General features: G+C 65.4%; 24 protein-coding genes and 1 tRNA gene. 20 read left to right on the forward strand and 5 right to left on the reverse strand.

Going from position 1 to position 25,423, the window contains the following annotated elements; genetic code table 11:
- Positions 1-9 precede the first annotated feature (9 nt).
- From IPK75_11670 to IPK75_11705, 8 genes are all read left to right on the forward strand, one after another.
- A complete protein-coding gene (locus tag IPK75_11670; GenBank protein MBK8199014.1) occupies positions 10-1,029 on the forward strand; it encodes a TRAP transporter substrate-binding protein in 1,020 nt (339 codons plus the stop codon).
- Entirely contained in the window at positions 1,029-1,535 is a 507-nt protein-coding gene (locus tag IPK75_11675) for a TRAP transporter small permease (protein MBK8199015.1), read from the forward strand. The genes IPK75_11670 and IPK75_11675 overlap by 1 nt, the downstream gene beginning before the upstream one ends.
- Complete coding sequence (locus tag IPK75_11680; GenBank protein ID MBK8199016.1) at positions 1,526-2,806, forward strand: TRAP transporter large permease; 1,281 nt, start codon at positions 1,526-1,528, stop codon at positions 2,804-2,806. Before IPK75_11675 ends, IPK75_11680 begins: the two co-directional genes overlap by 10 nt.
- A 33-nt stretch (positions 2,807-2,839) precedes the next feature.
- Positions 2,840-3,838: an alpha/beta hydrolase gene (locus IPK75_11685; GenBank protein ID MBK8199017.1), complete on the forward strand. Its 999-nt coding sequence runs from the start codon at positions 2,840-2,842 to the stop codon at positions 3,836-3,838.
- 290 nt (positions 3,839-4,128) lie between these two features.
- Positions 4,129-5,091 (forward strand): SDR family oxidoreductase, encoded by a 963-nt coding sequence (locus IPK75_11690; protein ID MBK8199018.1) that lies wholly within the window; start codon positions 4,129-4,131, stop codon positions 5,089-5,091.
- A 141-nt stretch (positions 5,092-5,232) separates the two neighbouring features.
- The gene (locus IPK75_11695) at positions 5,233-6,207 is read left to right on the forward strand and encodes a LysR family transcriptional regulator (GenBank protein ID MBK8199019.1); all 975 of its coding nucleotides are present in this window, start codon (positions 5,233-5,235) and stop codon (positions 6,205-6,207) included.
- Positions 6,208-6,311: 104 nt separating this feature from the next.
- Entirely contained in the window at positions 6,312-7,325 is a 1,014-nt protein-coding gene (locus IPK75_11700) for a LacI family DNA-binding transcriptional regulator (protein MBK8199020.1), read from the forward strand.
- A gap of 55 nt (positions 7,326-7,380) precedes the next feature.
- Entirely contained in the window at positions 7,381-8,475 is a 1,095-nt protein-coding gene (locus IPK75_11705) for a histidinol-phosphate transaminase (protein ID MBK8199021.1), read from the forward strand.
- On the opposite strand, the gene IPK75_11710 is transcribed toward IPK75_11705, so the two are convergent.
- A complete protein-coding gene (locus IPK75_11710; GenBank protein MBK8199022.1) occupies positions 8,459-9,355 on the reverse strand; it encodes a pantoate--beta-alanine ligase in 897 nt (298 codons plus the stop codon). The two genes, IPK75_11705 and IPK75_11710, sit on opposite strands and share 17 nt — an antisense overlap.
- A gap of 49 nt (positions 9,356-9,404) precedes the next feature.
- On the opposite strand from IPK75_11710, the gene IPK75_11715 reads away from it, so the two are divergent.
- The 4 genes from IPK75_11715 to tgt all read left to right on the forward strand — a co-directional run bounded on the left by IPK75_11715 (position 9,405) and on the right by tgt (position 13,255).
- Positions 9,405-9,875, forward strand: a complete 471-nt coding sequence (locus IPK75_11715) for a hypothetical protein (protein MBK8199023.1) — start codon at positions 9,405-9,407, stop codon at positions 9,873-9,875.
- Positions 9,876-9,924: 49 nt separating this feature from the next.
- Positions 9,925-10,812, forward strand: a complete 888-nt coding sequence (locus IPK75_11720) for an AAA family ATPase (protein ID MBK8199024.1) — start codon at positions 9,925-9,927, stop codon at positions 10,810-10,812.
- Positions 10,813-10,932: 120 nt separating this feature from the next.
- A complete protein-coding gene (locus IPK75_11725; GenBank protein ID MBK8199025.1) occupies positions 10,933-12,072 on the forward strand; it encodes a beta-lactamase family protein in 1,140 nt (379 codons plus the stop codon).
- 46 nt (positions 12,073-12,118) lie between these two features.
- Positions 12,119-13,255 carry a tRNA guanosine(34) transglycosylase Tgt gene (tgt, locus tag IPK75_11730; protein ID MBK8199026.1) on the forward strand — a complete coding sequence of 379 codons (1,137 nt, stop codon included), beginning with the start codon at positions 12,119-12,121 and terminating at the stop codon, positions 13,253-13,255.
- Here the strand turns inward: tgt and IPK75_11735 are convergent, their stop codons facing one another.
- Complete coding sequence (locus IPK75_11735; protein ID MBK8199027.1) at positions 13,256-13,732, reverse strand: hypothetical protein; 477 nt, start codon at positions 13,730-13,732, stop codon at positions 13,256-13,258.
- A 244-nt stretch (positions 13,733-13,976) separates the two neighbouring features.
- On the opposite strand from IPK75_11735, the gene IPK75_11740 reads away from it, so the two are divergent.
- The 7 genes from IPK75_11740 (at position 13,977) to IPK75_11770 (ending at position 20,448) form a co-directional block, all read left to right on the forward strand.
- A tRNA-Lys gene (locus IPK75_11740) sits at positions 13,977-14,052 on the forward strand.
- Between the two features lie 206 nt (positions 14,053-14,258).
- The gene (locus IPK75_11745) at positions 14,259-16,034 is read left to right on the forward strand and encodes an arylsulfatase (protein MBK8199028.1); all 1,776 of its coding nucleotides are present in this window, start codon (positions 14,259-14,261) and stop codon (positions 16,032-16,034) included.
- Positions 16,035-16,182: 148 nt separating this feature from the next.
- Positions 16,183-17,385 (forward strand): DsbA family protein, encoded by a 1,203-nt coding sequence (locus IPK75_11750; protein MBK8199029.1) that lies wholly within the window; start codon positions 16,183-16,185, stop codon positions 17,383-17,385.
- Between the two features lie 21 nt (positions 17,386-17,406).
- On the forward strand, positions 17,407-17,868 hold the full coding sequence (locus IPK75_11755; GenBank protein MBK8199030.1) for a DUF1330 domain-containing protein: 462 nt from the start codon (positions 17,407-17,409) through the stop codon (positions 17,866-17,868).
- 4 nt (positions 17,869-17,872) lie between these two features.
- Entirely contained in the window at positions 17,873-18,958 is a 1,086-nt protein-coding gene (locus IPK75_11760) for an MBL fold metallo-hydrolase (protein ID MBK8199031.1), read from the forward strand.
- Positions 18,959-19,561 (forward strand): TetR/AcrR family transcriptional regulator, encoded by a 603-nt coding sequence (locus IPK75_11765; GenBank protein MBK8199032.1) that lies wholly within the window; start codon positions 18,959-18,961, stop codon positions 19,559-19,561.
- Positions 19,558-20,448 (forward strand): formylglycine-generating enzyme family protein, encoded by an 891-nt coding sequence (locus tag IPK75_11770; GenBank protein ID MBK8199033.1) that lies wholly within the window; start codon positions 19,558-19,560, stop codon positions 20,446-20,448. Before IPK75_11765 ends, IPK75_11770 begins: the two co-directional genes overlap by 4 nt.
- Before the next feature lie 4 nt (positions 20,449-20,452).
- Here IPK75_11770 and IPK75_11775 read toward each other — a convergent pair whose 3' ends face one another.
- The 3 genes from IPK75_11775 to IPK75_11785 all read right to left on the reverse strand — a co-directional run bounded on the left by IPK75_11775 (position 20,453) and on the right by IPK75_11785 (position 24,410).
- Positions 20,453-22,111: a sulfatase gene (locus IPK75_11775; protein MBK8199034.1), complete on the reverse strand. Its 1,659-nt coding sequence runs from the start codon at positions 22,109-22,111 to the stop codon at positions 20,453-20,455.
- 17 nt (positions 22,112-22,128) lie between these two features.
- Complete coding sequence (locus IPK75_11780; GenBank protein MBK8199035.1) at positions 22,129-23,115, reverse strand: haloalkane dehalogenase; 987 nt, start codon at positions 23,113-23,115, stop codon at positions 22,129-22,131.
- A 74-nt stretch (positions 23,116-23,189) separates the two neighbouring features.
- Entirely contained in the window at positions 23,190-24,410 is a 1,221-nt protein-coding gene (locus tag IPK75_11785) for an aminotransferase class V-fold PLP-dependent enzyme (GenBank protein ID MBK8199036.1), read from the reverse strand.
- A 188-nt stretch (positions 24,411-24,598) separates the two neighbouring features.
- On the opposite strand from IPK75_11785, the gene IPK75_11790 reads away from it, so the two are divergent.
- Positions 24,599-25,423 carry an alpha/beta hydrolase gene (locus IPK75_11790; protein ID MBK8199037.1) on the forward strand — a complete coding sequence of 275 codons (825 nt, stop codon included), beginning with the start codon at positions 24,599-24,601 and terminating at the stop codon, positions 25,421-25,423.

A 25,423-nucleotide genomic window follows, 5' to 3' on the forward strand; every position in this document is an offset into this window, starting at 1 on the left:
GAAACGGACATGAGGATCGCGCCCGAGAACCCTCGCAAGGGGCTGAGCCGCCGCAGCGTGCTGGCCGCCGGCGTGGCATCCGGCTTGCTGGCGGCTTGCGGCCAGCGCAGCGGGCGCGCCTTTCTTTCTTCCGATACCCATCCCGCCGACTACCCCACCGTCACTGCTGTGGACGAAATGGCGCGTCTCCTCCGTGAGCGGACGGACGGGCGGCTGGACATCAAGACCTATGCCGGCGGCCAGCTCGGTTCGGAGCGCGACACGCTCGAGATCACCATCTTCGGCGGGCTTGACCTGAACCGGGTGAACCTCGCGCCGCTGAACGCGATCGAGCCCGTCACCACGATCCCGGCCTTGCCCTTCCTGTTTCGCTCGAACGAACACATGCGGCGTGCGCTCGACAGTGCCATCGGGGACGAGATCCTCCAGTCGCTGACCAAGCATAACCTGATCGGTCTCTGTTTCTATGACAGCGGCGACCGCAATTTCTACAATACCAAGCGTCCGATCTTCACGCCCGCCGACATGAAGGGCCTGAAGATCCGTGTACCGAACTCCGACCTCTATGTCTCGATGATCAAGGCGCTCGGTGCCGACGCGACACCGATGAGTATTGCCGAAGTCTACCAGGCGCTGGTGCAGGGCGTCATCGATGGCGCCGAGAACAACTGGCCGTCCTACGAGAGCGGCCGGCATTTCGAGGTCGCCAACTATTACAGCCTGACCCGCCACGTGATCGCACCGGAAGTGCTGGTGATGTCTCGCCGCCGCTGGGAGAAACTGGATGCAGGCGATCGCGACCTTGTTCGGCAGGCGGCGAAGGACTCGGTGCCGTTCATGCGTGCACAATGGGACGCGCGCGTGGACGAGTCGCGCGCGAAGATCCTGGCGGCCGGCGTTAAGGTCAACGAGATCAACGATCCTGCCGAGTTCGCGGCGGCCATGCGGCCGGTCTGGGACAAGTATGTCGTGACGGACGAGCAGAAGCGCCTCGTGCGCGAGATTGAAGCAATGGCGGAGGCCGGCTGATGGAAAGCTTGTCGCGCATCACGCACGTGATTGCCGATGGCCTCGTGAAGGTCGCGGCGTTCGGCCTTGTACTGATGACCGCGATCGTCGGCTGGCAGGTGTTCGGGCGCTACGTGCTGAACTCGACGCCGTCCTGGTCGGAGCAGGCGGCGCTGACGCTGATGATCTGGTATGTGTCGCTCGCGGCCGCCGCCGGTGTGCGCCAGGGCTTCCACATTCGCATCGTGGCGCTGGAAGAGGCGGTGCCGCCCCCGGTGCGCAAGGCGATGCAGGTCTTCTCGAACATCGTCGTCGGCGCCTGCGGTCTTGCCATGCTGGTCTGGGGCGGGGAGCTGGTGATGCTCACGTGGGACCACGTTATTCCCTCGCTCGGCATCTCGCGCGGCCTCGCCTACCTCGGTCTGCCGATTGCCGGCGCACTGATGGCGCTGTTTGCGCTGGAGCGGACGCTGGAAGTGCTCGCGGCCAAACCGCTCAAGGATGAGGAAGACCCGCGATGGAACTGATCATCCTCATGGGAACATTGTTCGTGCTGCTCGCGCTCGGCGTGCCGGTGGCCTATTCGCTGCTCGGCGCGTCGATCGCGACTTTCCTGGCGATGGACATTCCGCTGGTGGTCGTCTTCCAGCGCCTTGCGGCGGGCGTCAGCGTCTTTACGCTCATGGCCATCCCGTTCTTCATCTTTGCGGGCGACCTCATGTACCGGTCCGGCATCGCGCAGAAGCTGGTGGAAGTCGCCGAAGCCATGCTCGGGCGCACGCGCGGCGGGCTGGGCCTCGTCAATGTCGGCGCGTCCACCATGTTCGGCGCGGTCTCGGGATCCGCCATCGCCAGCGCGTCGGCGATGGGGTCAACGCTGATGCCCCTGATGAAGCAGAAGGGGTATGACGCCGACTATGCCGTGAACGTCACCGTGACGTCTGCCATCGTCGGCCTTCTCATTCCGCCTTCGCACAACATGATCATCTACTCGGCCGCGTCCGGTATCGGCGTGCCGATCGGCGACCTGTTCCTGGCCGGCGTGGTGCCGGGGCTCGTGACGGCGGCGATCCTGATGGTCGTTACGTGGCTGGTGGCCGTGAAGCGGGGATACGCAGCCGGTTCATTCCCCGGCTGGCGCGCCTTCGCGCGGGCGCTGCTGGTCGCCATTCCCGGCCTCATGGCGGCGGTCATCATCATGGGCGGCATCCTGTCCGGCATCTTTACCGCGACTGAATCGTCAGCCATCGCGGTCATCTACACAATCCTGGTCGGTGCTTTCGTTTACCGCTCGCTGGGCTGGAGCCGGTTTGTCGAAGCGTCGATGCAATCGGTGAAGGTCACCGCGATGGTGCTGCTGATCATCGGCGCGGCGACCGCGTTCGGCTACGCGCTCGCTGTGCTCGAGGCGCCGTCGCAGCTTGCGGAGCTGATCACGTCGATCACGCGCAATCCCTTGCTGGTCCTGCTCATCATCAACGTCATGCTGCTCGTGCTCGGCACGTTCATGGACATGTCGCCGCTGATCGTCATCACGACGCCCATCCTGCTTCCGGTGGTGATGGAAGTCGGCGTCGACCCGGTCCACTTTGGCATCATCATGATGCTGAACCTTGGCATCGGCCTCGTAACGCCGCCGGTCGGCTCGGTGCTGTTCGTTGGCGCGGCGGTCGGCGGCCTGTCAGTCGAGAAGGCAGTGAAGACGATCTGGCCATTCTACCTCGCCCTGATCGGTGCGTTGCTGCTGATCACGTACATTCCTGCCTTGTCCCTCTCGCTGCCGGGTCTTTTCAAGTGACGCCTAGTTGCTCCGTAAACGGATGACCTGATCATGCCGTCCCGACGTGATCTCATGGCGCTGCTAGCCAGCCTGCCGCTGGCCGCCTGCGCGAGTTCGGTGAGCCTGCCGGCTGGTGATGCGGCGCCAGATCCGCGCGATCCGAACCTTGACCTGCCGCTCTGGCCAAAGGGTGTGCCCGGCGGCGTTCCGGCGGGCCTCGCGGAGTCCATCGTCCTGCGCGACAATCCGTTCGGCCTGCTCGACCGAGCCGCACATGATGTCACCACGCCTATCCTGTCCATGTTCCGCCCGGCCGAGCCGGACGGATCGGCGATCCTGATCATACCCGGCGGCGGCTACAAATGGGTTGTCATCGACAAGGAAGGCTACGAAGGCGCCCGCCTGTTCAGCGCGCGCGGCGCCTGCGTGTACGTGCTCCGCTACCGCCTCCCGCACCAGGGATGGGTTGCCGGCTCTGAAGCGCCGCTCCAGGACGCACAGCGGGCGATACGCCTCATCCGTTCACGTTCTGCCGCTGACGGCATCGACCCGGGCCGGGTCATGGTCATGGGCTTCTCGGCCGGGGGGCATCTGGCAGGCAACCTCGCGACGGGGTTCGACGCGAAGGTCTACGAGTCTGTCGATGCCGCAGACGCATTTTCGGCGCGGCCGGATGCCGCCGCCCTCATCTATCCCGTCGCCACCATGACGCGGCCTTTCGCCCATGAGGGCTCGCGTCTCTGCCTCGTCGGGGCTGATCCCTCCGTGGATGCGGTGAAACGCTGGTCGATCGAGTCGCGGGTGCATGCCGGCATGCCGCCCGTTTTCCTGATGCACGCTGAAGATGACCCGGCCGTCCCGGTCGAAAATGCGCTCATGGTTTACGCCGCCCTGCGCTCCGCCGAGGTGCCGGCGGCCATGCATCTGTTTGAGACGGGCGGACACGGGTTCGGCCTTCGCGGCATTGCCGGAACGCCGCTGGCACTCTGGCCAGACCTGATCGCCGGTTGGGGCAGGGCGAAGGGCATCTTCCCCGGCGGGGCGAGCTGACCTGCCCGGAACAGGGTTAACGAATGCCGGCGCGCGTAGGGGAGGCTGCCGCACCCGACCGACCCAGACTGGCGCAGATGTAGCAGTACGGGCCGCTGCCAGCGTCGCTACCTCCGCCCACAGGCGCCACCGGAAACGGCTGCGGTTTGCGGCTGGCTGCCTGTTTCACTCGCCATCAAGTTGTGGTTCACACGCTGTCAGGCGAAGTTTGGCTCCGGCTTGCACGGAACTTGCAGAATTTGGCGCGGCAGGGCGCTGGAAGCCGCCCGTATAGTTAAAGGACAATTGTCATGCACCTCGAGCGTCGCATTCTCATCACCGGCGGAGCCGGCTTCATCGGCTCGTTCCTCTGCGAGCGCCTGCTCGAGGCGGGCGCCAACGTCATCTGCGCCGACAACTTCTTCACTGGCACGCGCACCAACGTGGCGCACCTGATGAACCATCCGCGCTTCGAGCTTATGCGCCACGACGTCTGCTTCCCGCTCTATGTCGAGGTCGACGAGATCTACAACATGGCGTGCCCGGCAAGCCCGATCCACTACCAGTTCGACCCCGTCCAGACGACCAAGACCTCGGTTCACGGCGCCATCAACATGCTGGGCCTCGCCAAGCGCGTGAAAGCGAAGATCCTCCAGGCCTCGACTTCGGAAGTCTACGGCGACCCGGCGGTCCACCCGCAGCCGGAAGAATACTGGGGCAACGTCAACCCGATCGGCCCGCGCTCCTGCTATGACGAAGGCAAGCGCTGCGCCGAAACCCTGTTCTTCGACTATCACCGCCAGCACAACCTGCGCATCAAGGTCGCCCGTATTTTCAACACCTACGGCCCCCGCATGCATCCCAATGACGGCCGGGTGGTCTCGAACTTTATCGTCCAGGCGCTGAAGGGCGAAGACATCACCCTCTACGGCGACGGCCAGCAGACGCGCAGCTTCTGCTATGTCGACGACCTGGTGCGCGGCCTGATGGCCCTTATGGACTCGCCGGACCACGTCACGGGGCCGATCAACATCGGCAACCCGGGTGAGTTCACGATCCGCCAGCTGGCTGAACAAGTGATCGACCTGACTGGCTCGAAGTCGAAACTCGTCTTCATGCCGCTGCCGCAGGACGACCCGAAACAGCGCAAGCCGATCATCGACAAGGCGCAGCAGGTGCTGGGCTGGGAGCCGCGCGTGCAGCTGCGCGACGGCCTGACCAAGACCATTGCCTATTTCGATGGCATGCTCGCCGGCAAGATGGCGGCCGAATAGGCCCTCGAAAGGTCTAAAAAAGTCAACCGGAAGTCGATGTCTACAAGATCTCTGCATTTTTGAGTTGACCGTCTAACGGGATAAGGTCAGACCTGACTACCTACAGGCGCGCCGTCGGGCCGGCCTGATGAGTGGGCTTCAATGTCGATCGATCGCCTTGATTGGGACACGCTGCGCGTCTTCCGCGTCGTGGCTGAGCTTTCGAGCATGAGCGCGGCCGCAGCGCGGCTTGGGGAGTCGCCCCCGACGATTGGCCGGAAGATCGACGAACTCGAGAAGTCGCTCGGCACGCAGGTATTCCTGCGCTCGACGCGCGGCGTCGAACTGACCGATATCGGCAAGCAGGTGTTGAGGCACGTCCATTCCATGGCCGATGCGGCCGAAACCCTTCGGCGGGAAACCTCCGACGCCGGCGCGCCCGTCAGTGGCACCATCACGCTGAGCACGGGTGATGGCCTTGGTCCGTACTACGTGGCGCCGCGCCTGTACCAGTTTCATCGGGAACACCCCAAGGTTCAGGTAAAGCTGGTGGTCGGTGAGCACGTGCCGGACCTCGACGCAGGCGAATCCGATATCGCGATTTCTTTCGTCGACAATCGCCAGCCCGGCGTGATCGCACACAAGCTGGGCGTCCAGCACTATGTGGCCTTCGCCTCACAGTCCTATCTCGACGATCACGGACGGCCGGAAAGCCTTTACGAATACCACAAGCACCGGTGCATCCTGCACACGTCGTATGTGAACCAGGTCGAGCGCTGGGCGCCGCGCATGTCGGAAATGCGCAAGATGGTCGATTTCGCCTTCGTGACCAATTCCGGCACCGCAATCGCCGAATCCTGCGCGCGCGGCGGCGGCATCGGGATCCTTCCATCTTACATGGCCGTCCTGGATCCCCGTCTGGTGGCGCTGGACCTGCCGGAGACCGCGCCGGTCAAGTTCTGGATCAATTATACCGAGCGCGTGCGCCGCTTGCCGCAAGGCAAGTTGCTGATCGACTGGCTGCGCAAGCTGTTCGATATGCCCGAGGCAATCTGGTTTTCAGACGAGTTCGTGCATCCGCGCGATTATCTGGAAAAGGTGCGCGAGCTTCGCCCGCAGGTGCGGCGCGACAAGTAGCCGTTTCCGGCACGGCAGTCTTGCGGCGCCCGGCAGTCTCCATATGGTAGTGTCAACGATGTCGTGGCGCGCGCGACCGGAGCTGACCGATACGGGGACTGACCATAGACACGCATGACCGCCGGCCTGCCACGATTGTCGACGTCGCGCGCGAGGCGGGCGTGTCGTTCAAGACCGTCAGCCGGGTTCTGAACGGCGAACCGAATGTGCGCGAGCCCACCCGCGCGCGTGTTATGGAGGCTGTGCGCGCGCTCGGTTACCGCGCCAATCCGTATGCACGCAACCTGCGCGCTACGCAGAGCCGCCTGATTGCGGTTTATTTTTCCAATCCGTCGCGCAACTACACGGCCGAATTGCAGGTCGGCGTACTGGAACGGTGCAACGCCGAAGGCTTCAATGCGATCTTCGAACACGCGACTGGCGGGCTCGAAAGCCTCGTCTCGCTGCGGGGCGAGCCCTCCCTTGCGGGTGTAATCCTTGTTCCGCCGCTGACCGAGGACGCCGCCTTGCTTGATCGCCTCAGGACAGCCGGCATCCCGTTCGTCCGCCTCGCACAGTCGTCCGTCGACGGGGAAACCGGCAATGTGAGCATGGACGACGAACGGGCCGCCGATGAACTGACGAGCTACCTGATCTCGCTTGGCCATCGCCGCATCGGGTTCATCGCGGGCGACCGGGACCACCCCCAAGCGCGCCTGCGGGAAGCGGGGTTCCGCAGCGCGCTGGCGCGCCACGGTATCGCGCCGGATCCTGCCCTTATGGCCGGGGGCAATTTCCAGGTCGAATTCGGACGCCGCGAAGCGGAGCGGCTGCTGGCGCTCGCCGAGCCACCCACCGCAATCTTTGCGAGCAATGACGACATGGCGGCAGGCGTATTGGCCGCAGCTTACCGGAAAGGCCTGCGCGTTCCCGATGACCTGTCGGTGGCCGGTTTCGATGACACGCCGCTCGCGTCGGCCGTGTCGCCGTCGCTGACCACGATCTATCAGCCGATCCGCGAAATAGCGGCGGCGGCCGCAGGGATGCTGTTCGACCGGACGGACAGCGGGGCGAGCTCTGCCCTCGTGCTGCCCTACAAGTTGGTGACGCGCGAAAGCACGGGCCGGAAAAAGCCCTGATACAGGCCGGGCAGGGCATTCCCGGCCTCCCGCGTTTGGTGTAAGCGCGCGAAACATGAACACGATCAAGCCGCTCGACCATATCTCGAACACGAAACCCTATGTGCCCGGCGGCAAGTTGCATGGCGCGGTGGGCACGCCGGCCATGCTGGCGTCGAACGAAAATCCGTTCGGTCCGAGCCTGCGGGCGATCGAAGCGATCCGCAACGCGGCCGGCGGCGGTCTGCAGGTCTATCCCGATCCTGATTACGGCGCCCTGCGCGCGGCGATTGCAGCCGCCAAGGGGATCGCAGACCCGTCCCGTGTGGTCACGTCGGCAGGCTCCGACGAGATCATCCACGTGCTCACCCAGTGCTATGCCGGACCCGGCGATGAAGTGCTGTTCACCGAGCACGCCTTCTCCATGTACGAAGTCTCGGCGCGCGCGCATGGCGCGGCGGCCGTCAAGGCGCCGGAAACCGACATGACCGCCGGCGTCAATGCCATCCTCGGCGCGGTCTCGCCGCGGACGAAAATCCTGTTCCTCGCGAACCCGAACAATCCCACGGGCACCATGATGTCCGTCGAAGCGCTGAAAGCCCTGCAGGACGCACTCCCGCCGCATGTATTGTTTGTGGTGGATGGTGCGTACTCGGAATACCTCGGCCCGGATTACGAGGCTGAATTGCGCGACCTGGTCGACCGGCGCGACACGACGGTCATGATGCGCACGTTCTCCAAGATATATGGCCTTGCGGCAGTGCGGCTCGGCTGGGCCTACATGCCGGCTGCGATTGCCGGCACCTTCCAGCGCATCCGCGGCCCGTTCAATGTCAGCACGCTGGCGGCTGAGGCCGGCATTGCAAGTGTCGGCGACACGGCGTTCCTGAAGATGTCGCGCGACCACAACACCGAATGGCGCGCTATCCTGACGGAGGCGCTGAACGCCATGGGGCTCGCCACGCCCCCGTCTCACGCGAACTTCGTGGTCACCGAGTTCGGCACCGCGGAGCGCGCAGCGGCCGCGTTCCAGTACCTCAAGGACCAGTCGATCCTCGTGCGAGCGATCGCCGGCTACGGCCTGCCGACGAAGCTGCGCATCACGGTGGGCAGCGCCGGCGACAATACACGCTGCCTCGACGCCCTGAAGGCTTTCACCGCGACACGCTGATATTGTCGATCAGCCGCGTGCGGCCAAGCCAGGCGGCGCCAAGCAGGCGGGCGGTCCCCGGTGCCATCGGCGCATCGTCGGGCAGGGCGGCGAGCGTGTCCGGATCCACCAGGGCAATGTAATCCACGCTTTTGAAGCCCGCCGCCATCAGCAGGGCATGGGCTTCGGCCCGCACGTCCGCAGGCAAGGCGCCAACCGACAGGCGTACGGAGGCGCGGTGCAACGCGGCGTAAAGCGCGCCGGCGGCGCGGCGTTCATCCGTTGAAAGATAAAGATTGCGGGAAGACTGCGCGAGCCCGTCGTGATCACGGCGGGTTTCGCCGCCAATGATTCGAATGGGGAAGCCGAGATCGCGCACCATGCGGCGGATGACCTGCAGCTGTTGGTAATCTTTCTCCCCGAAGACAGCGACATCCGGCTGGGCATGCAGGAACAGGCGCGCGACCACCGTTGCGACTCCATAGAAGAAGTGCGGCCGGTAGAGTCCGTCGAGCAGGTCGGACAGGCCATTCACCCGAACGTCCGTGACCGAACCATCGGGATACATTTCTGCAACAGTGGGCAAATAAACGACATCGCATCCGGCGGCGCCGAGCAGCGCCAGATCCTCTTCCTCGCGGCGCGGATAGGTGTCGAAGTCTTCGCCGGGCGCGAACTGCGCCGGGTTAACAAATATGCTCGTCACGGTGCGCGCGGCGTTTTCCTTCGCCTTTTCAACGAGCGAGATATGACCCGCATGCAGCGCCCCCATCGTGGGCACGAATCCGACCGTCTCACCGTCGCGTTTCCATGCCGCCACCTGTTGCTGCAAGGCCACACGCGAGCGCACCACCAGGGGCGCCTTTCCTGTCTTGAAATTCACTTTGATCCGGTCCCGCATCAGGCTGAAGTAAACGGGTTGTTAACTCATACGCCGGAATTTCATAGCCATGACACATCGCATCGTTAACACTGTTCGTTCGCTGGCCATGTATGGGGCCGTTTCGCTGGGTCTGCGTCAGGCCCGCATCAGCGTACGCGAGCCGGATCCGAGGCGCAGCAGCGCCGAGCCGGAAGATGTTAACGACAGCTGGATGTTCGATCGTGCCGGCGGGGCCGTCTCGTCTGAAGCCTACATGCTGGACCAGGAATACGGACGTGTCTCCGGCGCCCTGGCTGGTCTGCGCGCCGTGCTGTCGAACCTCACCAAGATGCCGCTCGCGGTCGACGAACCCTACGTGCCGATGGCGGCAGCCACGCCGGCGGTCTCGTTCGATCCGATGCTGTTCGAAGAAGTGGCCGCGCCGGTTCCAGTTCTCACAAACGTTGTGGCATTCGATGAAGATGACCTGTTCATCGAAAGCAGCCTAACACTTCAGAAACCCTCCGCGTCTATTGAATCACTCTCACGCGTTGCGTGATGTGTTGGATTCGCCGGCCTGAGGCCGCGCAGAGTGTGGAGTAGACTGCATGCCCGCCGATGGGGTGTCTTCCTTGAGCCGGACGGGCTTGGCTGACATCTCCCAGCAAGTTGCCGAGGCGCGCGTCATTGTCATCGGCAACGAGAAGGGCGGGGCAGGCAAGTCCACCGTCTCGATCCACCTCAGCGTCGCGCTTCTCTGCATCGGCAAGAAAGTCGGCGTCATCGATCTTGATGTGCGCCAGCGCTCGCTGACCCGCTATCTCGAAAACCGCACCCGCTGGATGCAGAACACGGACGCGAAGCTCGCGATGCCCGAGATCGTGCGCGTCGAAGCGAGCCAGGAACGCGACCTCGACAAGGCCGAGGCCGAAGAGAGCCAGCGCTTTCTTTCCTCGCTGGCGCGCCTGAAGCGCGACTGCGATTTCATCATCATCGATGCCCCCGGCGGCGACACCTTCCTGTCGCGCCTCGCGCACATGTATGCCGACACGCTGATCACGCCGCTGAACGACAGCTTCGTGGACTTCGATCTCCTGGGCGATGTGAACCCGCAGACGCTGGAAGTGCTGCGCCCAAGCTTCTATTCCGAAATGGTCTGGAACTGCCGCAAGAAGAAGGCCCAGACCTCGCGCCGGCCGATCGACTGGGTAGTCATGCGCAACCGCATGTCGCCGCTGGCGGCCCGCAACAAGGAACGCGTCGGCGGTGCGCTTGAAAACCTCTCGAAACGTATCGGCTTCCGCCTCGCGCCTGGCTTGTCGGAGCGCGTCATCTACCGCGAACTCTTCCCCGCTGGCCTGACGCTGCTCGACCTGACGGAGACGTCCGCCAACGTCGCCTTTACGATGAGCCACAAGGCCGCGCGCCAGGAACTGCGTGACCTTGTCATCGTGCTGCAGCTGCCCGAACTGGCAGGCGTCGAAATCCCGTTCTGACCGCGCGGCCCGGCCGCCCCTGCGGAAGGTATTGTCAGGCGCATGGCCCCTGCGTAAAGCCTTGCCGATCCTGTTCGACAGATGCCGGAAAACCGGACGCGGGCGGGGCGGGAGGAAAGAATGAGCAGCGTCAAGATCAACGGATTCGTGGATGACCGGTTTGCGCCGGTCAAAGAGGCGTTCGAGTCGAACTTCACGAGCGGCCAGGAAAACGGCGCAGGCTTCTGCATGACGGTCGACGGCAAGACCGTCGTCGACATCTGGGGCGGCTACGCCGACGAAGCGCAGACGAGGCCCTGGGAACGCGACACCATCGTCAACGTCTATTCGACCACCAAGACCATGACGGCGCTGACCGCACTCTACCTCGCCGACAAGGGCGCGCTCGACTTTGCCGCGCCGGTCTCGAAATACTGGCCCGAGTTTGCGGCCAACGGGAAGGCGGATGTCACGGTCGCCCACCTGATGAGCCACTCGGCCGGCCTGTCCGGCTGGAAAGAGCCGCTGGTGCGCGAAGACCTCTATGACTGGGAGAAGGCAACGAGCCTCCTCGCCGCGCAGGCGCCTTACTGGAAGCCCGGCACGGCGCCCGGCTATCACGCGATGACGCAGGGCTACCTTGTCGGCGAAGTGATCCGCCGCGTCGCGGGTGACACCGTCGGCACCGTCTTCCGCAAGCAGATTGCCGAGCCGCTGGGCGCCGATTTCCATATCGGCCTTCCGTCTACGGAAGACCACCGGGTTGCGGACCTGACGCCGCCGCCGCCCGGTGCGGGTCTGGGACAGGGCACGACCGACGAACTGGTCGCCAACATGTCGAACAATCCGCCGCTCAACCCGCTCGACACCCGCACCCGCGCCTGGCGCGGCGCCGAAATTCCGGCGGCTGGCGGCACAGGCAATGCCCGCTCGGTTGCGCTCGTCCAGTCGCTGCTCGCGAATGGCGGCGCGATGAGCGGAAAGCAGATCCTGTCCGAAGGCGGTTGCCGCAAGGCACTCGAACTCCAGATCGAGGGCACCGACCTGATCCTCGGCATTCCGGTGCGCTACGGTCTCGGCTTCGGCCTGTCCGGCGGCATGGTGCCGTTCCCCAATCCGAACACGATCTACTGGGGCGGCTATGGTGGCTCGCTCGTCGTCAGCGACATGGACGCCCGTGCCACCTACGCCTACGCCATGAACAAGATGGCGCCCACGACAACAGGCGATATGCGCGCCTTCGCCATCCTGATGGCGGCCTGGGGCGCAATGGCCGCCTGATACGCGGCGCTTGGCTTGCGCGGGCTGGCCCCCTATAGGCCCGCGCATGACCACTTTCCCGTTCGAAATCACCGCCACAGAGGGGGCCGCCCGCACCGGGCGCCTGCGCACGCCGCGCGGCGAAATCCGCACGCCGGCCTTCATGCCGGTCGGCACCGCCGGCACGGTCAAGGCGCTCTACATGGATCAGGTCGCGTCCACCGGCGCCGACATCATCCTCGGCAACACCTACCACCTGATGCTGCGCCCCGGCGCCGAGCGCGTGAAGGCGCTCGGCGGGCTGCACAAGTTCGCCAAATGGTCTGGCCCGATGCTGACCGACTCGGGCGGCTTCCAGGTCTGGTCACTCGCTCAGCTGCGCAAGATGGACCCCGACGGCGTCACCTTCCAGAGCCATATCGACGGCTCAATCCACCGCCTGACACCCGCCCGCTCCATCGAGATCCAGGCCGACCTCCTCGGCGCCGACATCTCGATGCAGCTCGACGAATGCACCAATTTCCCCTGCACAGCTGAAGAAGCCGAACGCAGCCTCCAGCTCTCCCTGCGCTGGGGCGAACGCAGCCTCGACGCGTTTGGCGCGCGTGAGACGCAAACCCTGTTCGGCATCGTGCAGGGTTCGAACTTCCCGGCCTTGCGTGAGCGGTCTGCGAGGGGCGTCGTTGCGCAAGGCTTCGGCGGTATTGCGCTCGGCGGCCTCGCTGTCGGCGAAGGCCACCAGCAGATGTGTGACACGATCGATTTCACCGTCCCGCACCTTCCGGCCCACCTGCCACGTTACGTGATGGGCGTCGGCAAGCCGATTGATCTCGTCGAGAGCGTTGCGCGCGGTATCGACATGTTCGACTGCGTCCTGCCCACGCGCTCCGGCCGTCATGGACAAGCCTGGACGTGGAGCGGCCCGATCAACGTGTCGAACGCGAAGTTCGCCGAAGACCTCTCGCCGCTGGACGAAGCGGTCGATTGCCCCGCCAGCCGCGAGTATTCGCGCGCCTACCTGCACCACCTGTTCAAGGCTGGTGAGTATCTCGGGCCGATGGTGCTCTCCTGGCACAACACCGCCTTCTTCCAGGCGCTGATGGCGGAAATCCGCTCGGCGATTGCTGAAGGCCGGTTCGATGCGCTGCGCATGCGCCTGGCCGCTGCATGGGCGGGCACGCGGTCGAGCCCGCGCGAAGCTTGATCACTTGTAGACGATCGTCTCGTCTTCCGGCGGCGCCGGATTGGGCCGGGCAGGGGGCTCGCACTGCATCGCGAGGCCATAGCCCTTCAGGTAGGTGCGCCGCTGCGCCCCGATCTTGTAGGCCTGGTTGTACTTGCGCTGGTGGGCGGCCGCGCCGGTCGCTTCGCGCAGCAGGCCGCGGTACGGGATCCAGCCCGTGACACCGGATTCGACCGCGCCGAGCGCCGCATCTGCCGCCTCGTCTGCCAGCTTTTCAGTGTTCAGCCGCTCGTCTGGGGAGGCGGTGTCCCAGTCGGGTCCGAGCACGGCGTCGAGTTCGCCGACCATGGCCGCGATTTCCTCGCAGGTGAGGTCCGGTTTCAGGTCATAGGGGGTCTTCATGCCGGCAAGCAGCGGCGGGATTTCCTCACGGCGCAGGTTCAGGTCCTCCAGCGGCGACAGCGCCGCGTCCGCAAGCCCGTCCCGCGTCTGGGTCACGGTGCTTCCGGCGGCCTCTCCAACGTTTTGCGACAATGACCCTTCGGCCTTCGCCGGCTCCGGTTTGTCGCGGCTGGCGCAGGCGGAAACAGCCAGAAACAGCAGGGCGGAAGCGAAAAATACCTTCATGGCCAAAGGGAACGACAAAAAGCGCGCGCCATCAAGCATTGCCATGCAGGTAGCGGTTGACCGGCCCCTTCGCGCAGCCTAAATGGCCGCTTCGGTCGATTCAGGCCGTCCGGTGGTGCCCATAGCTCAGCTGGTAGAGCAACTGACTTTTAATCAGTAGGTCACAGGTTCGAACCCTGTTGGGCACACCAATTCTTTCAAGCTTTTTCAAGGTCATGCTCGCTGCCTCGCCAGCGATGCGCCGACGCGTGCCGGCGTGTGGCGCGCGCCGCGGCGCCCCGGCAGCCCCTTGATCGCCGGTTCATTCCGTCCCATTCGATAGCGAACCAAAGTCTTCAGCCGTGTCCGGCCCGAGTTGCTGTTCGTGCGTCAAGAAGGCTCCGCCGGGAGGGCAATCATGTTTCGTACCGCAGCCGCGCTGCTCATAGCCGCAATTGTCTCGGGCACGCCGGCCCTCGCACAAGCGCAGGAAACACCAGAGACGCCGTCGAAGCCGAACTTCGTCGTCATGCTGATCGACGACGCCGCCTTCATGGACCTCGGCGTCTATGGCGGCGAAGCGCGTACGCCGAACATCGACGCGCTCGCGGCCCGGGGCGCGCTGCTGACGCACTACTATACATCGCCCCTCTGCTCGCCGTCGCGGGCTATGTTGCTGACAGGCCTCGACAATCACCAGACTGGCGTGTCGACGATTCCCGAAGTGCTGCCCAAGGCGCACGAGGGCCAACCTGGCTACACGATGAGCCTCGAGCCCGGTGTGGCGACCCTTGCGGATCGCCTGAAGCCGCTGGGATACCGTACACTGATGACCGGGAAATGGCACCTCGGCAGCGAGCATGGCGATTTGCCGAATGCGCACGGGTTCGATCATTCCTTCGCGCTGGACGCGTCCGGCGCCGACAACTGGGAAGACAAGCCCTACATGCCCTTCTACGCCTTCGCGCCCTGGTACGAAGACGGCGAGCGGGCAAAGCTGCCGGACGACTTCTATTCCTCGCGCTTCATCGTCGACAAGATGATCGACTATATGGACGAAGGCCCGGCCGACGAGCCGTTCTTCGCGTACCTCGCGTTCATGGCGGTGCATATCCCGGTTCAGGCGCCTCCGGAATTCACCGCCAACTATGCCGGCGTCTACGATGCCGGATGGGACGCGGTGCGCACGGCCCGCTGGGAGCGGGCGCAGGCCAAGGGCTTCGTGCCCGAAGGCGCCGCCCTTGCGCCGCTACCGCCGCACCTGCGCAAATGGGAGTCGCTGACGCCTGAAGACCAGCGTGTCTATGCCGCGCGCATGCAGGCCAATGCCGGCATGCTGGAAGCCATGGACTTCCATGTCGGCCGCCTGATCGAGCATCTGAAGGCGACCGGCCAGTACGAGAACACGGTCTTCGTCGTCACCTCCGACAACGGTCCGGAGCCGTCGCGCGGCGACACTGACGACCGGCTGAAGTTCTGGATGCAGATGAACGGATACCATCTGGATGCGGAAGGTATCGGCGAGAAGGGCAGCTGGGCCTTCATCGGGCCGGAATGGGCGATGGCCGCCGCGTCGCCGCATGCCATGTTCAAGTTCCTCGGCTCCGAAGGCGGCATCCGCGTCCCCTTCATCATGGCCGGCGCGGGCCTCGCCAGCGGCGAGCGCATCGACGCGCGGGCGCACGTCACCGACATCGCGCCAACCCTGCTGGCGCTCGCGGGCGCGCCGCAATCGCTGCAGGGCGCCAAGCCGATGAGCGGTCGCAATCTCCTTCCGCTGCTGCGCGGCGAGACGGACGCGATCTACGGGCCCGACGATGCCATCGTCATCGAAGTGTCCGGCAATACCGGCGTCATCAAGGGCGACTACAAGCTGACCCGGAACCAGAAACCGCACGGCGACGCGCGCTGGCGTCTCTACGACCTTTCGAAAGACCCCGGCGAGACGGAAGACCTGAGCGCCGCTTTCCCCGAGATCTACGACGACCTGATGTCCGAGTACGCCGCCTACAGCGCGCGGGTCGGCGTGCTTGAAGTGCCGGAAGGCTACAACTCGCTGGACGAGATCACCCGCCACACGCTGGAACGCCAGCGCAAGCAATATGGGCCTTACTTGCTCGCTGCCGGGGCAGGCCTGCTCGCCATGATCGTGTTGGTCATCGCGCTGTGGCGCCGCCGGAAACGCAAGGCTTGAGGCGGGCGGAATAATATGACACATAACGTGCCATAATCAGCGTTCAGCCCGGAGAGGAGCTCGCGGCCGCATGTCCCTGAAGTCCTTCCTGGTCTCGCGGATCGCGGCCCTTATCACCAGTGAATCGCGATTGAACCGGAAACGCAAAATGCAGGAAACCCGCCGGGCCGCCTCCGCCGCGCCGCATACCGTCGACTATTTCCACGACGTCACGGACCCGTATTCCCACCTCTGCGTCCAGGTGCTCGCCGACCTCGCTGCACGCTACGACATCGCCCTGTCCGTGAACCTCGTCGCCCCGCCGCCGGACTGGGCCGCGCCGGAACGCGGCCGCCTGCAGGCCTACGCGCGGGAGGATGCCGCCCGGCTCGCTGCCAAGGCCGGGCTCAGCTTCCCGGCCGATGCCCGCCAGCCCACCGAGACAGACGCGCGGCAGGCCGCGGCCCGTCTCGCAGCCGCCATTGACGCAGGCACTTTTGTTTCTGACGCGCCTGCCATCAGTGAGGCCCTGTGGCGCGGCACGCCGGCCGGGCAGGCGGCCCGTGAGGACCAGCTCGATGCACGCCTCGCCGCAGGCAGCGCCCGGCGCGAAGAGCTCGGCCACTATCTCGGCGGCATGTTCCACTATGCCGGCGAATGGTATTGGGGCGTCGACCGGCTTCACTATCTGGAGGCACGCCTCGCCGAACTGGGCGCGCGCAAGGATGGCGCCGCCAGCGCGTATATCTTTCCCCCGCCGGTCGCACCGGCCGGTCGCGCCAGCGGCAGGCCCGGTCTGGAACTGCACTACTATCTCTCGTTCAGAAGTCCGTACACATACATTGTCGCCGAGCGCGCGAAAGCGCTGGCCGAAGCTTACGGCGCCGAATTGAAGCTGCGCTTCGTCCTGCCGATGGTGATGCGCGGCCTGCCGGTCCCACGCATGAAGGGGCGCTACATCACGCTCGACACGGCCCGGGAAGCGCGCCGCATTGGCGTACCCTTCGGAAAGATCGCCGATCCAGTCGGCAAGCCGGTGGAGCGGGGTTATTCCATCCTGCCCTGGGCGCGCGCGCAGGGGCGGGGCTACGAATTCTGCCACGCCTTTCTCGCCGGCGTCTGGTCGCAGGGCATCGATGCGGGCAGCGATGCCGGCCTCAGGCAGATCGTCGAGGCAGCCGGCCTCGATTGGGACGGCGCCCGCGCGCAGCTTGAAACAGATAGCTGGCGCGCCGAGGCGGAAGCCAACCGCGCCGAAATGATGCAGCTCGGCGTCTGGGGCGTGCCCAGCTTCCGCGTCGGCGACGTCATCACCTGGGGGCAGGACCGCCTCTGGGTCATCGAAGACGAACTCAAACGGCAGACCACTTGATCAGGATACGGAGTGTGTACGATGCAGGTCACCAATGAAGTTTTTCCGCAGGATCCCGCCCGCCTCCAGCAGATGATGGAGAAGGGGCCGGACGGCCCGATCTTCATGGTCAATCTGCTGAAGTTCAAGGACAAGGCCGAGTATGACGATGGCCGTCCGACCGACCTTTCGGGCCGGGATGCATACATGATCTATGGCCGCGCGGTCGCCGAGCTATTGCCGAAGTTCGAGGGTCGCGCGCTGTTTGCCGGCGACGTGACCTTCCTCGCGCTGGGCCAGGTCGAGGAACTCTGGGACGAAGTCGCGATTGCAATGTACCCGGACCGCGCCGCGATGGTGCGCATGTCGCTTTCGGAAGAGTGGCGCGCCATCGCCGTCCACCGCTCGGCCGGGCTGAAGGGCCAGCTGAATATCGAAACCGTCATGCCGCAGACGGCTGGCTCGACGGTGTTTCGCGACCTCATCACCCAGGCCGGAGGCTGAGCCGGTGCGCGTGCTTCGCTGGTCCGTTCTGCTGGTCGTCCTGATTGCGGCGAGCGTCTTCATCGCCGGCAGCCTGCTGCGTGTGCAGATCGCCCAGTTCGTGTTCGACCGCGCCGTGAAGCAGAATTTCAGCCGGGATACCGCCGCTGCGCTTCCCGACGGTCTGCACGTCTATGTTTGCGGCGCGGGCACGCCGCTGCCGGATCCGTTGCGCAATGGCCCCTGCGTCGCGGTCATCGCGGGCGAGCAACACCTCGTCTTCGATGCCGGCTCGGGCGGCGCGCGCACGCTGACGCGCATGACCTATCCGGTCGGCGACATTGACGCCGTCTTCCTCACTCACCTGCACTCGGACCACATGGACGGACTCGGCGAGCTGCTGATGCAAGCCTGGGTCACGGGCGGCCGCGACGTGCCGATGCCCGTCTATGGCCCGCCCGGGGTCGACGAACTCGTGTCAGGCTTCAACGCGGCCTATCGGATCGACTCGACCTATCGCGCGGCCCATCACGGGCTGGATATCGCCAATCCGGAAGGCCGGGGCGGGGCGCCGCAGCCCATCCAGATGGCCGCCGGGCCGGGCGGCCAGGCCGTCGTCTACGAGTCCGGGGGTGTCACGGTGACCGCGTTCCGGGTCGACCATCACCCGGTCGAAAACGCCTATGGTTACCGCATCGACTACAAGGACCGCTCGGTCGTGCTCAGTGGCGACACGGTTTACAACCCCAATCTCGTCGCTGCGTCCAAGGGCGCCGACCTTCTGCTGCATGACGCGCTGAATGTGCAAATGGTCGACAAGATGCGCGAAGCCGCCGCTGCCGCTGGCCGCACAGGCATCGCGCAGATCCTGCACGACATCCTCGATTACCATGCGACTCCCGAAGATGCGGCGCGCGCGGCCTCTGAAGCCGGCGTTTCGCAGCTCGTTTTTTACCATACGATCCCACCCATGCCGTCGCCCATGCTCAACGCGCTGTTCATGAAGGATGCGAAAGGAATGTTTGACGGGCCGATGGAGGTTGCAGAAGATGGCCTCATCTACTCCCTGCCGGCCGGCAGCCGGTCCATTGATGTTGAAAAGGCCTTCTGAATGAGTGAGTCGAAAGTTGTGTCCCTGCAGGCTGGCGAGCCTTCGGACGGCCGCCGCCAGCGCAGCGAGCGCAGCCGCGCCCAGATCATCGAGGCGATGTTCGAACTGATCCGGGAAGGCGACATGAGCCCGAGCGCAGCCAAGGTGGCCGATCAGGCGAAGGTCGGGCTGCGCACGGTCTTCCGCCACTTCGAGGACATGGACAGTCTCTATGTCGAGATGGCTGAGCGGATCTCCAGCGAAGTCATGCCGAAAGTGCTGGCCCCGTTCGAGGCGCGCGACTGGCGCGGCCGCTTCTTCGAACACCTCGATCGCCGGATCGAGATCTATGAATACATCATGCCGGTGCGCGTTTCAGCGAACCTGCGCCGGTTCCAGTCGCGCTTCCTCATGGAGGAATACCGCCGCAACCTGCTGATCGAGCGCTCAAGCCTGAAGGCCGTGCTGCCGGCGGAGATCGTCGAGAATGCAAAACTCTTCGCCGCGATCGAGACGACGGCCAGCTTCCAGACCTGGCGCCGTCTGCGTCAGGATTCCGACCTGCCGGTGGAAGAGGCCGCCGAGGTCTTCCGCCTGATGCTGGAGCGCATCGTCGGACCATGAAGTGGCCCGCCCCGTTGCTGGCGGCCTGCCTCCTGGCGGCCTGCGGCGGCGAGCCTGTTCGTCCGCCTGCAGATGAAGCAGCCGCTTCGTGCGGCTTGCCGGACGACGCCATCGGTACGTTCGTCGACGTGCCGGGCGGCCAGTTCCTGAAGGGCGCCTATCCCGTCTACCCGGAGGAGACGGCGGGCGGCATCATCCACGTGCAGCCTTTCCGGATGCTGGCGCACGAAGTCACGAATAGCGAATTTGCTGCCTTCGTTGACGCCACCGGCTACGTGACACTGGCCGAGCGCGGCGGCGGGTCTGCCGTGTTCGACATGCCGGAAGACCGCTCCAATCCTGCCGAAGTCTGGCGCTTCGATCCCGGTGCAAACTGGCGCACACCGAACGGCAAGGGATCGTCCGTGGACGGCCAGTCGGCCCGGCCGGTGGTGCATGTGGCGCTGGAAGATGCGCGCGCCTATGCTGAATGGGCCGGCGGGCGCCTGCCGACCGAGGAAGAATGGGAATATGCCGCCGCCATCGGCCTGCCGAATCCGGCAGACCCGCAATCCGGGGCTTATGGCGCGAGCGGCGCCCCGCGCGCAAACACCTGGCAGGGCATCTTCCCGCTCGTGAACGAGGCGGCCGACGGCTTCGCCGGACGCGCCCCGGTCGGCTGCTTCGCGCCCAGCGAGATCGGTCTCTATGACATGATCGGCAACGTCTGGGAGTGGACCGATACGCCCTACAATCCGGCCATGCAGACCATCAAGGGCGGTTCCTATCTGTGTGCGGACAATTTCTGCCGCCGCTACCGGCCCGCCGCCCGCCAACCGCAGGAACGCGACTTCTCCTCCAGCCATATCGGCTTCCGGATCGTGCGCGACCTGCCGTCGCCCGGCTGACCCGTCAGTTGGGCCACCAGACGTATTCGTCCTCCGGCCCCACCTTGTCCGCGCCCGTCTTGTCGATGGCAATCGGAATGTCGGTCGTCGAGGCGTAGAGCGGCGCGCGCGCACCGGCCTGGTGTTTCTCGAGCAGGGCTTTCAGCTCGGCCAGTTTCTCAGGCTGCGTGGCAGCAAGGTTTGTCTCCTCCGTCGGGTCGGTGTTCAGGTTGAACAGCCAGTCATTGCCCTGCTTGCCGTCGACCTGCAGCTTCCAGCCGCCGGCGCGCACCACATGATAATACCCGCTCTGCCAGAAGATCGCGTCATCCTCGCGCTCCAGGCCGCCGCTGCCGTCTGCCAGCGGAAGCATGTCACGCCCGTCGATGATCACGCCCTCCGGCAGCGGCACGCCGGCCGCCGATGCCAAGGTCGGCATCACGTCAATATGCGCCACCGGTGTGTCGACCGCCGTGCCCGGGGCAATCCGCGCCGGCCAGCTGACAAACATCGGTACACGGATGCCGCCTTCAAACAGGGTGATCTTCCAGCCGCGATAGGGATCATTGATCCCCGGCAGTCCGATATAACCGGCGCCGCCATTGTCGCTCGAGAACACGATCAGCGTATTGTCCGCCAGGCCTTCCTCTTCCAGCTTGGCGACGATTTCACCCACGCTCCGGTCCAGCGCGTGCAGCATCGCCGCATAGACGCGCAGGTGATGCGGCTCGATATCGCCCACCGCCTCATAATCTTCCTTCGTCGCCTGCATCGGGGTGTGCACGCCCCAATGAGCGAGGTAGAGGAAGAATGGCCGGTTCTTGTTGGCTTCGATCACTTTCAGCGATTCCTGCGTCCAGTAGTCCGCGAGATACCCGCCCGGCGCGAACACGTCGCTGCCGTTGTACGATGTCGAGAAATCGCCGCGCGCCCAGAGGAACTTGTCGATCGGGTCGAAGTCCAGCTTGGCATTGACCACATCCGGGTCATCCGCAGGCAGATGAAGTAGTCCGGTCATCAGCAGGCTCTCGTCAAAGCCCTGGGCGTTGGGGTGAAACTCGCCCGTATTGCCGAGGTGCCATTTGCCGATATGCACGGTGTGATAGCCTGCGCCCTTCAGCATTTCGGCAATCGTCACTTCCGAACCCGGCAGGCCCTGGTCTTCGAAGTCCGGCGCCGCGGCGGCGGCCTTGCGGTCATAATGCACGTCCGGCAGGCCATTGTCTTCGTCATTGGCAAACATCGAGACGATCCGGCCCATGCCGTTCGGCGTCGGCGTGAACTCGAACCCCGTGCGCGTCGGATACCGTCCGGTCAGCAGCATCGCGCGCGACGGCGCGCAGGTGCCGGTGCCGGAATAGGCCGTCGAGAAGATGGCGCCGCGCGCGGCCAGTGCGTCGATGTTCGGCGTGGGCACCCGTCCGCCCGCGACACCGCCGCCAAAGGTCGACAGGTCATTGATGCCGAGGTCGTCCACGAGGATGAACACGATGTTCGGCGGCCGCTCGCTGGCCGGCACCGAGGCTTCGGCCGGCCCCTGCTGCCAGTCAATCGGATGGTTCGGGGCAATCTCCGGCCGGTCCGCGCGCGTCGCTAGGAACAGCACGATTTCCTTCCGGTTGAGATACGCCAGCGCGCCCGCGCCGAGCACGAGTGCAAGTATGATCAGTGCAATCCGTTTCATCGTCTGCTCCCCTCTTTTTATCCCTGCCGCATGAACGCGATGATCGCGCCAGCGAATGCGGCCGGTTGGTCTTCCTGCAGGAAGTGTCCGCCATTTTCGATGGTCACACAATCAGCGCCAGGAATGCGCGCCTTGAAAATTGCGTCGCCGCCCTTGGTCACGGGGTCGTTGTCGCTGAAGGCAATCAGCGTTCGTCCCTTGAAGGCCTCCAGCACCGCCCAGGCGCGGTCGTTCGCCAGCCGCTCAGCCTTGTGCTGCGGCAGCAGCGGCACCAGCGCGGGAAACTTCCGTGCCCCGGCAATGTAGCGGTCGTCCGGGAACGGCGCGACATAGCCGTCAAGCACGCGCGTGTCCGTCACGCCCGACAGCATGCCGAATACGTCGCGCACCGAGAAGGACGGCGACTCGCTCGCATACTTCACCCAGTAGAGGAATGCGCCGGGGCCGCCCGACTGGAACTGTTCGCGCACCATGGCGGCGTCCGGCACCGGCACCGCAGGATACATCTGCCCCAGGAACGCAGACATCTCGTCAGAGATCATCGCCGTGCTCGGCAGGCCGGTATTCGCCACCACGATCCGCCTGAACCGCTCGATCTGGCCGGCTGCCACCCGCAGGCCGACCAGTCCGCCCCAGTCCTGGCAAACGAGGGTCAGCCCGGACAGGTCCAGCTGCGTCAGCCACTGGCCCAGCCAGTCCACGTGCCCGGAATAGGTGTAGTCATCCATCGAGGCCGGTTTGTCTGACCGGCCGAAACCGATCAGGTCCGGCGCCAACACCCGGTAGCCGGCGTTCGTCAGCAGGGGGATCATCTTGCGGTAGAGATAGCTCCACGAAGGTTGCCCATGCAGGCAAAGCACCGGCTCGCCGTCCCTCGGCCCCTCGTCGAGATAGTGCATCCGAAGCGGTGCGCCCTCCGGGCCTTTGATCTCGAGATAGTGCGGCGAAAATCCGTACTCAAACAGGTTTTCGAATTGGTCGTCGGGCGTTCTCAGCGTCTGCAAGGGGGCGGGCTCCGGCATGATGAAACTTGTAATTGGCACGATTAGTGCCAATACATGGTTTCGTCAATGCGTACTCAGGTTACTTTGGCGCGCGCATGGAAACGCGGCGCGTCCCAGCTTCGCGTGGCCAGGATGTCTTGCAGGGTGTCCATCGCGTCCCAGACCGCCGCATGGCTCAGGAACAGCGGCGAGAATCCCAGCCGCACGGTATCCGGCGCGCGGAAATCCGCCATCACGCCGCGTTCGGCCAGCGCCTGCACCACCGGATAGCCCTCCGCGATGCGCAGGCTGACATGCCCGCCCCGCCGCGCATCGTCCCCGGGCGACAGGATCTCCAGGCCGAGAGCCGCCGCGCGGGCGATCGCCAGCGCGCCCAGCCCGCGCGCCTTGGCTTGCAGCTGGCCAAGGTCCACCCCGTCCAGCGCGTCCAGCGCGCCGCAGAGCGCCGCCAGCGACAGCACCGGCGGCGTGCCGCTCGCAAACCGCGCGGCGCCGCTGCGCGGGGCGTACGCGGATTCGAAGGCGAACGGGGCGGCGTGCCCCATCCATCCGGGCAGGGGATTAAGCAGCCTCGGCGCAATCGCCGCGGAAACATAGGCGAACGCCGGCGCGCCGGGGCCGCCATTCAGATACTTGTAGGTGCACCCCGCCGCCAGCACTGCTCCGTCAACGGACATATTGAGGTTCAGCACCCCGGTCGCATGGCTGAGGTCCCAGACGATCAGCGCCCCGTGCCGCGCCGCCTCGCGCTCGTGCGCCGCAATGTCCACCACCTCGGCCGAGCGATAGTTCACAGCGCTCTTGATCACCACACCGCCCGCCTTCAGCGCGTCAAAGGCGCCGCCCGGTGCCAGCAGCCGCACCTCGGCACCAGACACCGCACCCAGCCCGCCCGCGATATACTGGTCGGTCGGAAACTCGTCCTCCTCGACGAACAAGGCATAAGTCCGCGCCATCGGCAGCGCGGCGGCCGCCAGCTTGAACAGGTTCACCGACACGCTGTCGGCAACAATTACCTCGCCTGCGCCCACGCCGATCAGCCCGGCGATGCGGTCGCCGACACGTTCGGCAAGGTCGATCCAGCCGGCGGTGTTCCATGCCCGCACGAGGTCGCGGTGCCAGTCTGCCGCCGCCGCGTCCAGCCGCGCACGCGCACTGCGCGGCGGCGGACCAAGCGAGTGACCGACCAGATAGGCCCCCGCTTCGGGCAGGTCGAACAGCCCGCGCCGCGTCGCCAGCGGGTCCTGGCGGTCAAGCAGCTCCGCGTCAGCGCGGGAGGTGGGCACAGCGGTCATTCGGAACGGTTGCCTCTTCAAGGGAAACTGCGACAGTAGGCCCGAAGGTCACCGCGGCAAGGGAGAACGGTGTGTGGAAATTTCAGCCGGCCTGTCTCGCGCTTGTCCTGTTGGCGGCGTGCGCCCCGGCACGGGAAGAGGCCGCCGCTCCGGCCGCGGAGCCGGCTGAGGTGGCGCCCGCGACGCTCATGACCTGGGACGACCTGACCAGCCGCGTCCATCCCGTCCCGACCCACCAGGTCCGATGGGGCGAGGGCGACACGGATGTCGTGGACCTCTGGCTGCCGGACGGCACCGGACCGCATCCCGTTGTCGTGATGGTGCATGGCGGATGCTGGCAGAAATCCATCGCCGATAAGTCGCTCATGGACTGGATGGCCGACGCCTTGCGCCAGCAAGGCTGGGCCGTCTGGAACATCGAGTATCGCGGCGTCGACGAGCCCGGCGGTGGCTATCCGGGCACTTTCCTCGATGCGGGTGCGGCTACGGACGCGCTCACGCTGCATGCCGCCGAATACAATCTCGACCTGGCGCGCATCACCGGCATCGGCCATTCCGCCGGCGGCCACCTGATCCTCTGGCTGGCGGCCCGGTCCCGCCTGCCGGAAGGCAGCCCGCTTTCCGTTTCCGATCCACTGGCCTTCCGGGGCGTCGTCGTCTCCGGCGGCCTGGCGGACCTCGAGGCCTCGCGCCCGGTCACGCTGCCAAGTTGCCTCGACGCCGTGTACGACCAGCTGACCGGTCCGCCGTCGCCCGAGCGTCCGGATCCCCTGTCTGACACGTCTCCCGCCCGGCTGCTGCCGGCGGGGGTGCCGGTCGTCAGCGTCAATGGCGCCGAGGACCGGATCGCCCCGCCCATGCTCGGCGATGCGCTGACGCGCAAGGCCGAGGCGGCCGGCGATACCGCCTCGCTGGTCGTGCTGCCGGCCACCGGGCATATCGAACTGGTTGCTCCGGACACCGAAGCGTTTCGCGTTCAGGCTGAAATACTGGCAAGTTTTGTCGACAAATGA

This window comes from Acidobacteriota bacterium (genome assembly GCA_016712445.1).
Classification (GTDB): Bacteria; Pseudomonadota; Alphaproteobacteria; order Caulobacterales; family Hyphomonadaceae; genus Hyphomonas.

Bases quoted from the DNA above. Each gene is read 5' to 3' on its own strand.
- IPK75_11785 (MBK8199036.1), bottom strand. From the start codon at position 24,410: ATGACCGCTGTGCCCACCTCCCGCGCTGACGCGGAGCTGCTTGACCGC.
- IPK75_11765 (MBK8199032.1), top strand. From the start codon at position 18,959: ATGAGTGAGTCGAAAGTTGTGTCCCTGCAGGCTGGCGAGCCTTCGGAC.
- IPK75_11680 (MBK8199016.1), top strand. From the start codon at position 1,526: ATGGAACTGATCATCCTCATGGGAACATTGTTCGTGCTGCTCGCGCTC.
- IPK75_11745 (MBK8199028.1), top strand. From the start codon at position 14,259: ATGTTTCGTACCGCAGCCGCGCTGCTCATAGCCGCAATTGTCTCGGGC.
- IPK75_11790 (MBK8199037.1), top strand. From the start codon at position 24,599: ATGACCTGGGACGACCTGACCAGCCGCGTCCATCCCGTCCCGACCCAC.
- IPK75_11755 (MBK8199030.1), top strand. From the start codon at position 17,407: ATGCAGGTCACCAATGAAGTTTTTCCGCAGGATCCCGCCCGCCTCCAG.
- tgt (MBK8199026.1), top strand. From the start codon at position 12,119: ATGACCACTTTCCCGTTCGAAATCACCGCCACAGAGGGGGCCGCCCGC.
- IPK75_11750 (MBK8199029.1), top strand. From the start codon at position 16,183: ATGCAGGAAACCCGCCGGGCCGCCTCCGCCGCGCCGCATACCGTCGAC.
- IPK75_11695 (MBK8199019.1), top strand. From the start codon at position 5,233: ATGTCGATCGATCGCCTTGATTGGGACACGCTGCGCGTCTTCCGCGTC.
- IPK75_11770 (MBK8199033.1), top strand. From the start codon at position 19,558: ATGAAGTGGCCCGCCCCGTTGCTGGCGGCCTGCCTCCTGGCGGCCTGC.
- IPK75_11710 (MBK8199022.1), bottom strand. From the start codon at position 9,355: ATGCGGGACCGGATCAAAGTGAATTTCAAGACAGGAAAGGCGCCCCTG.
- IPK75_11690 (MBK8199018.1), top strand. From the start codon at position 4,129: ATGCACCTCGAGCGTCGCATTCTCATCACCGGCGGAGCCGGCTTCATC.
- IPK75_11775 (MBK8199034.1), bottom strand. From the start codon at position 22,111: ATGAAACGGATTGCACTGATCATACTTGCACTCGTGCTCGGCGCGGGC.
- IPK75_11705 (MBK8199021.1), top strand. From the start codon at position 7,381: ATGAACACGATCAAGCCGCTCGACCATATCTCGAACACGAAACCCTAT.
- IPK75_11720 (MBK8199024.1), top strand. From the start codon at position 9,925: ATGCCCGCCGATGGGGTGTCTTCCTTGAGCCGGACGGGCTTGGCTGAC.
- IPK75_11685 (MBK8199017.1), top strand. From the start codon at position 2,840: ATGCCGTCCCGACGTGATCTCATGGCGCTGCTAGCCAGCCTGCCGCTG.
- IPK75_11715 (MBK8199023.1), top strand. From the start codon at position 9,405: ATGACACATCGCATCGTTAACACTGTTCGTTCGCTGGCCATGTATGGG.
- IPK75_11675 (MBK8199015.1), top strand. From the start codon at position 1,029: ATGGAAAGCTTGTCGCGCATCACGCACGTGATTGCCGATGGCCTCGTG.
- IPK75_11725 (MBK8199025.1), top strand. From the start codon at position 10,933: ATGAGCAGCGTCAAGATCAACGGATTCGTGGATGACCGGTTTGCGCCG.
- IPK75_11670 (MBK8199014.1), top strand. From the start codon at position 10: ATGAGGATCGCGCCCGAGAACCCTCGCAAGGGGCTGAGCCGCCGCAGC.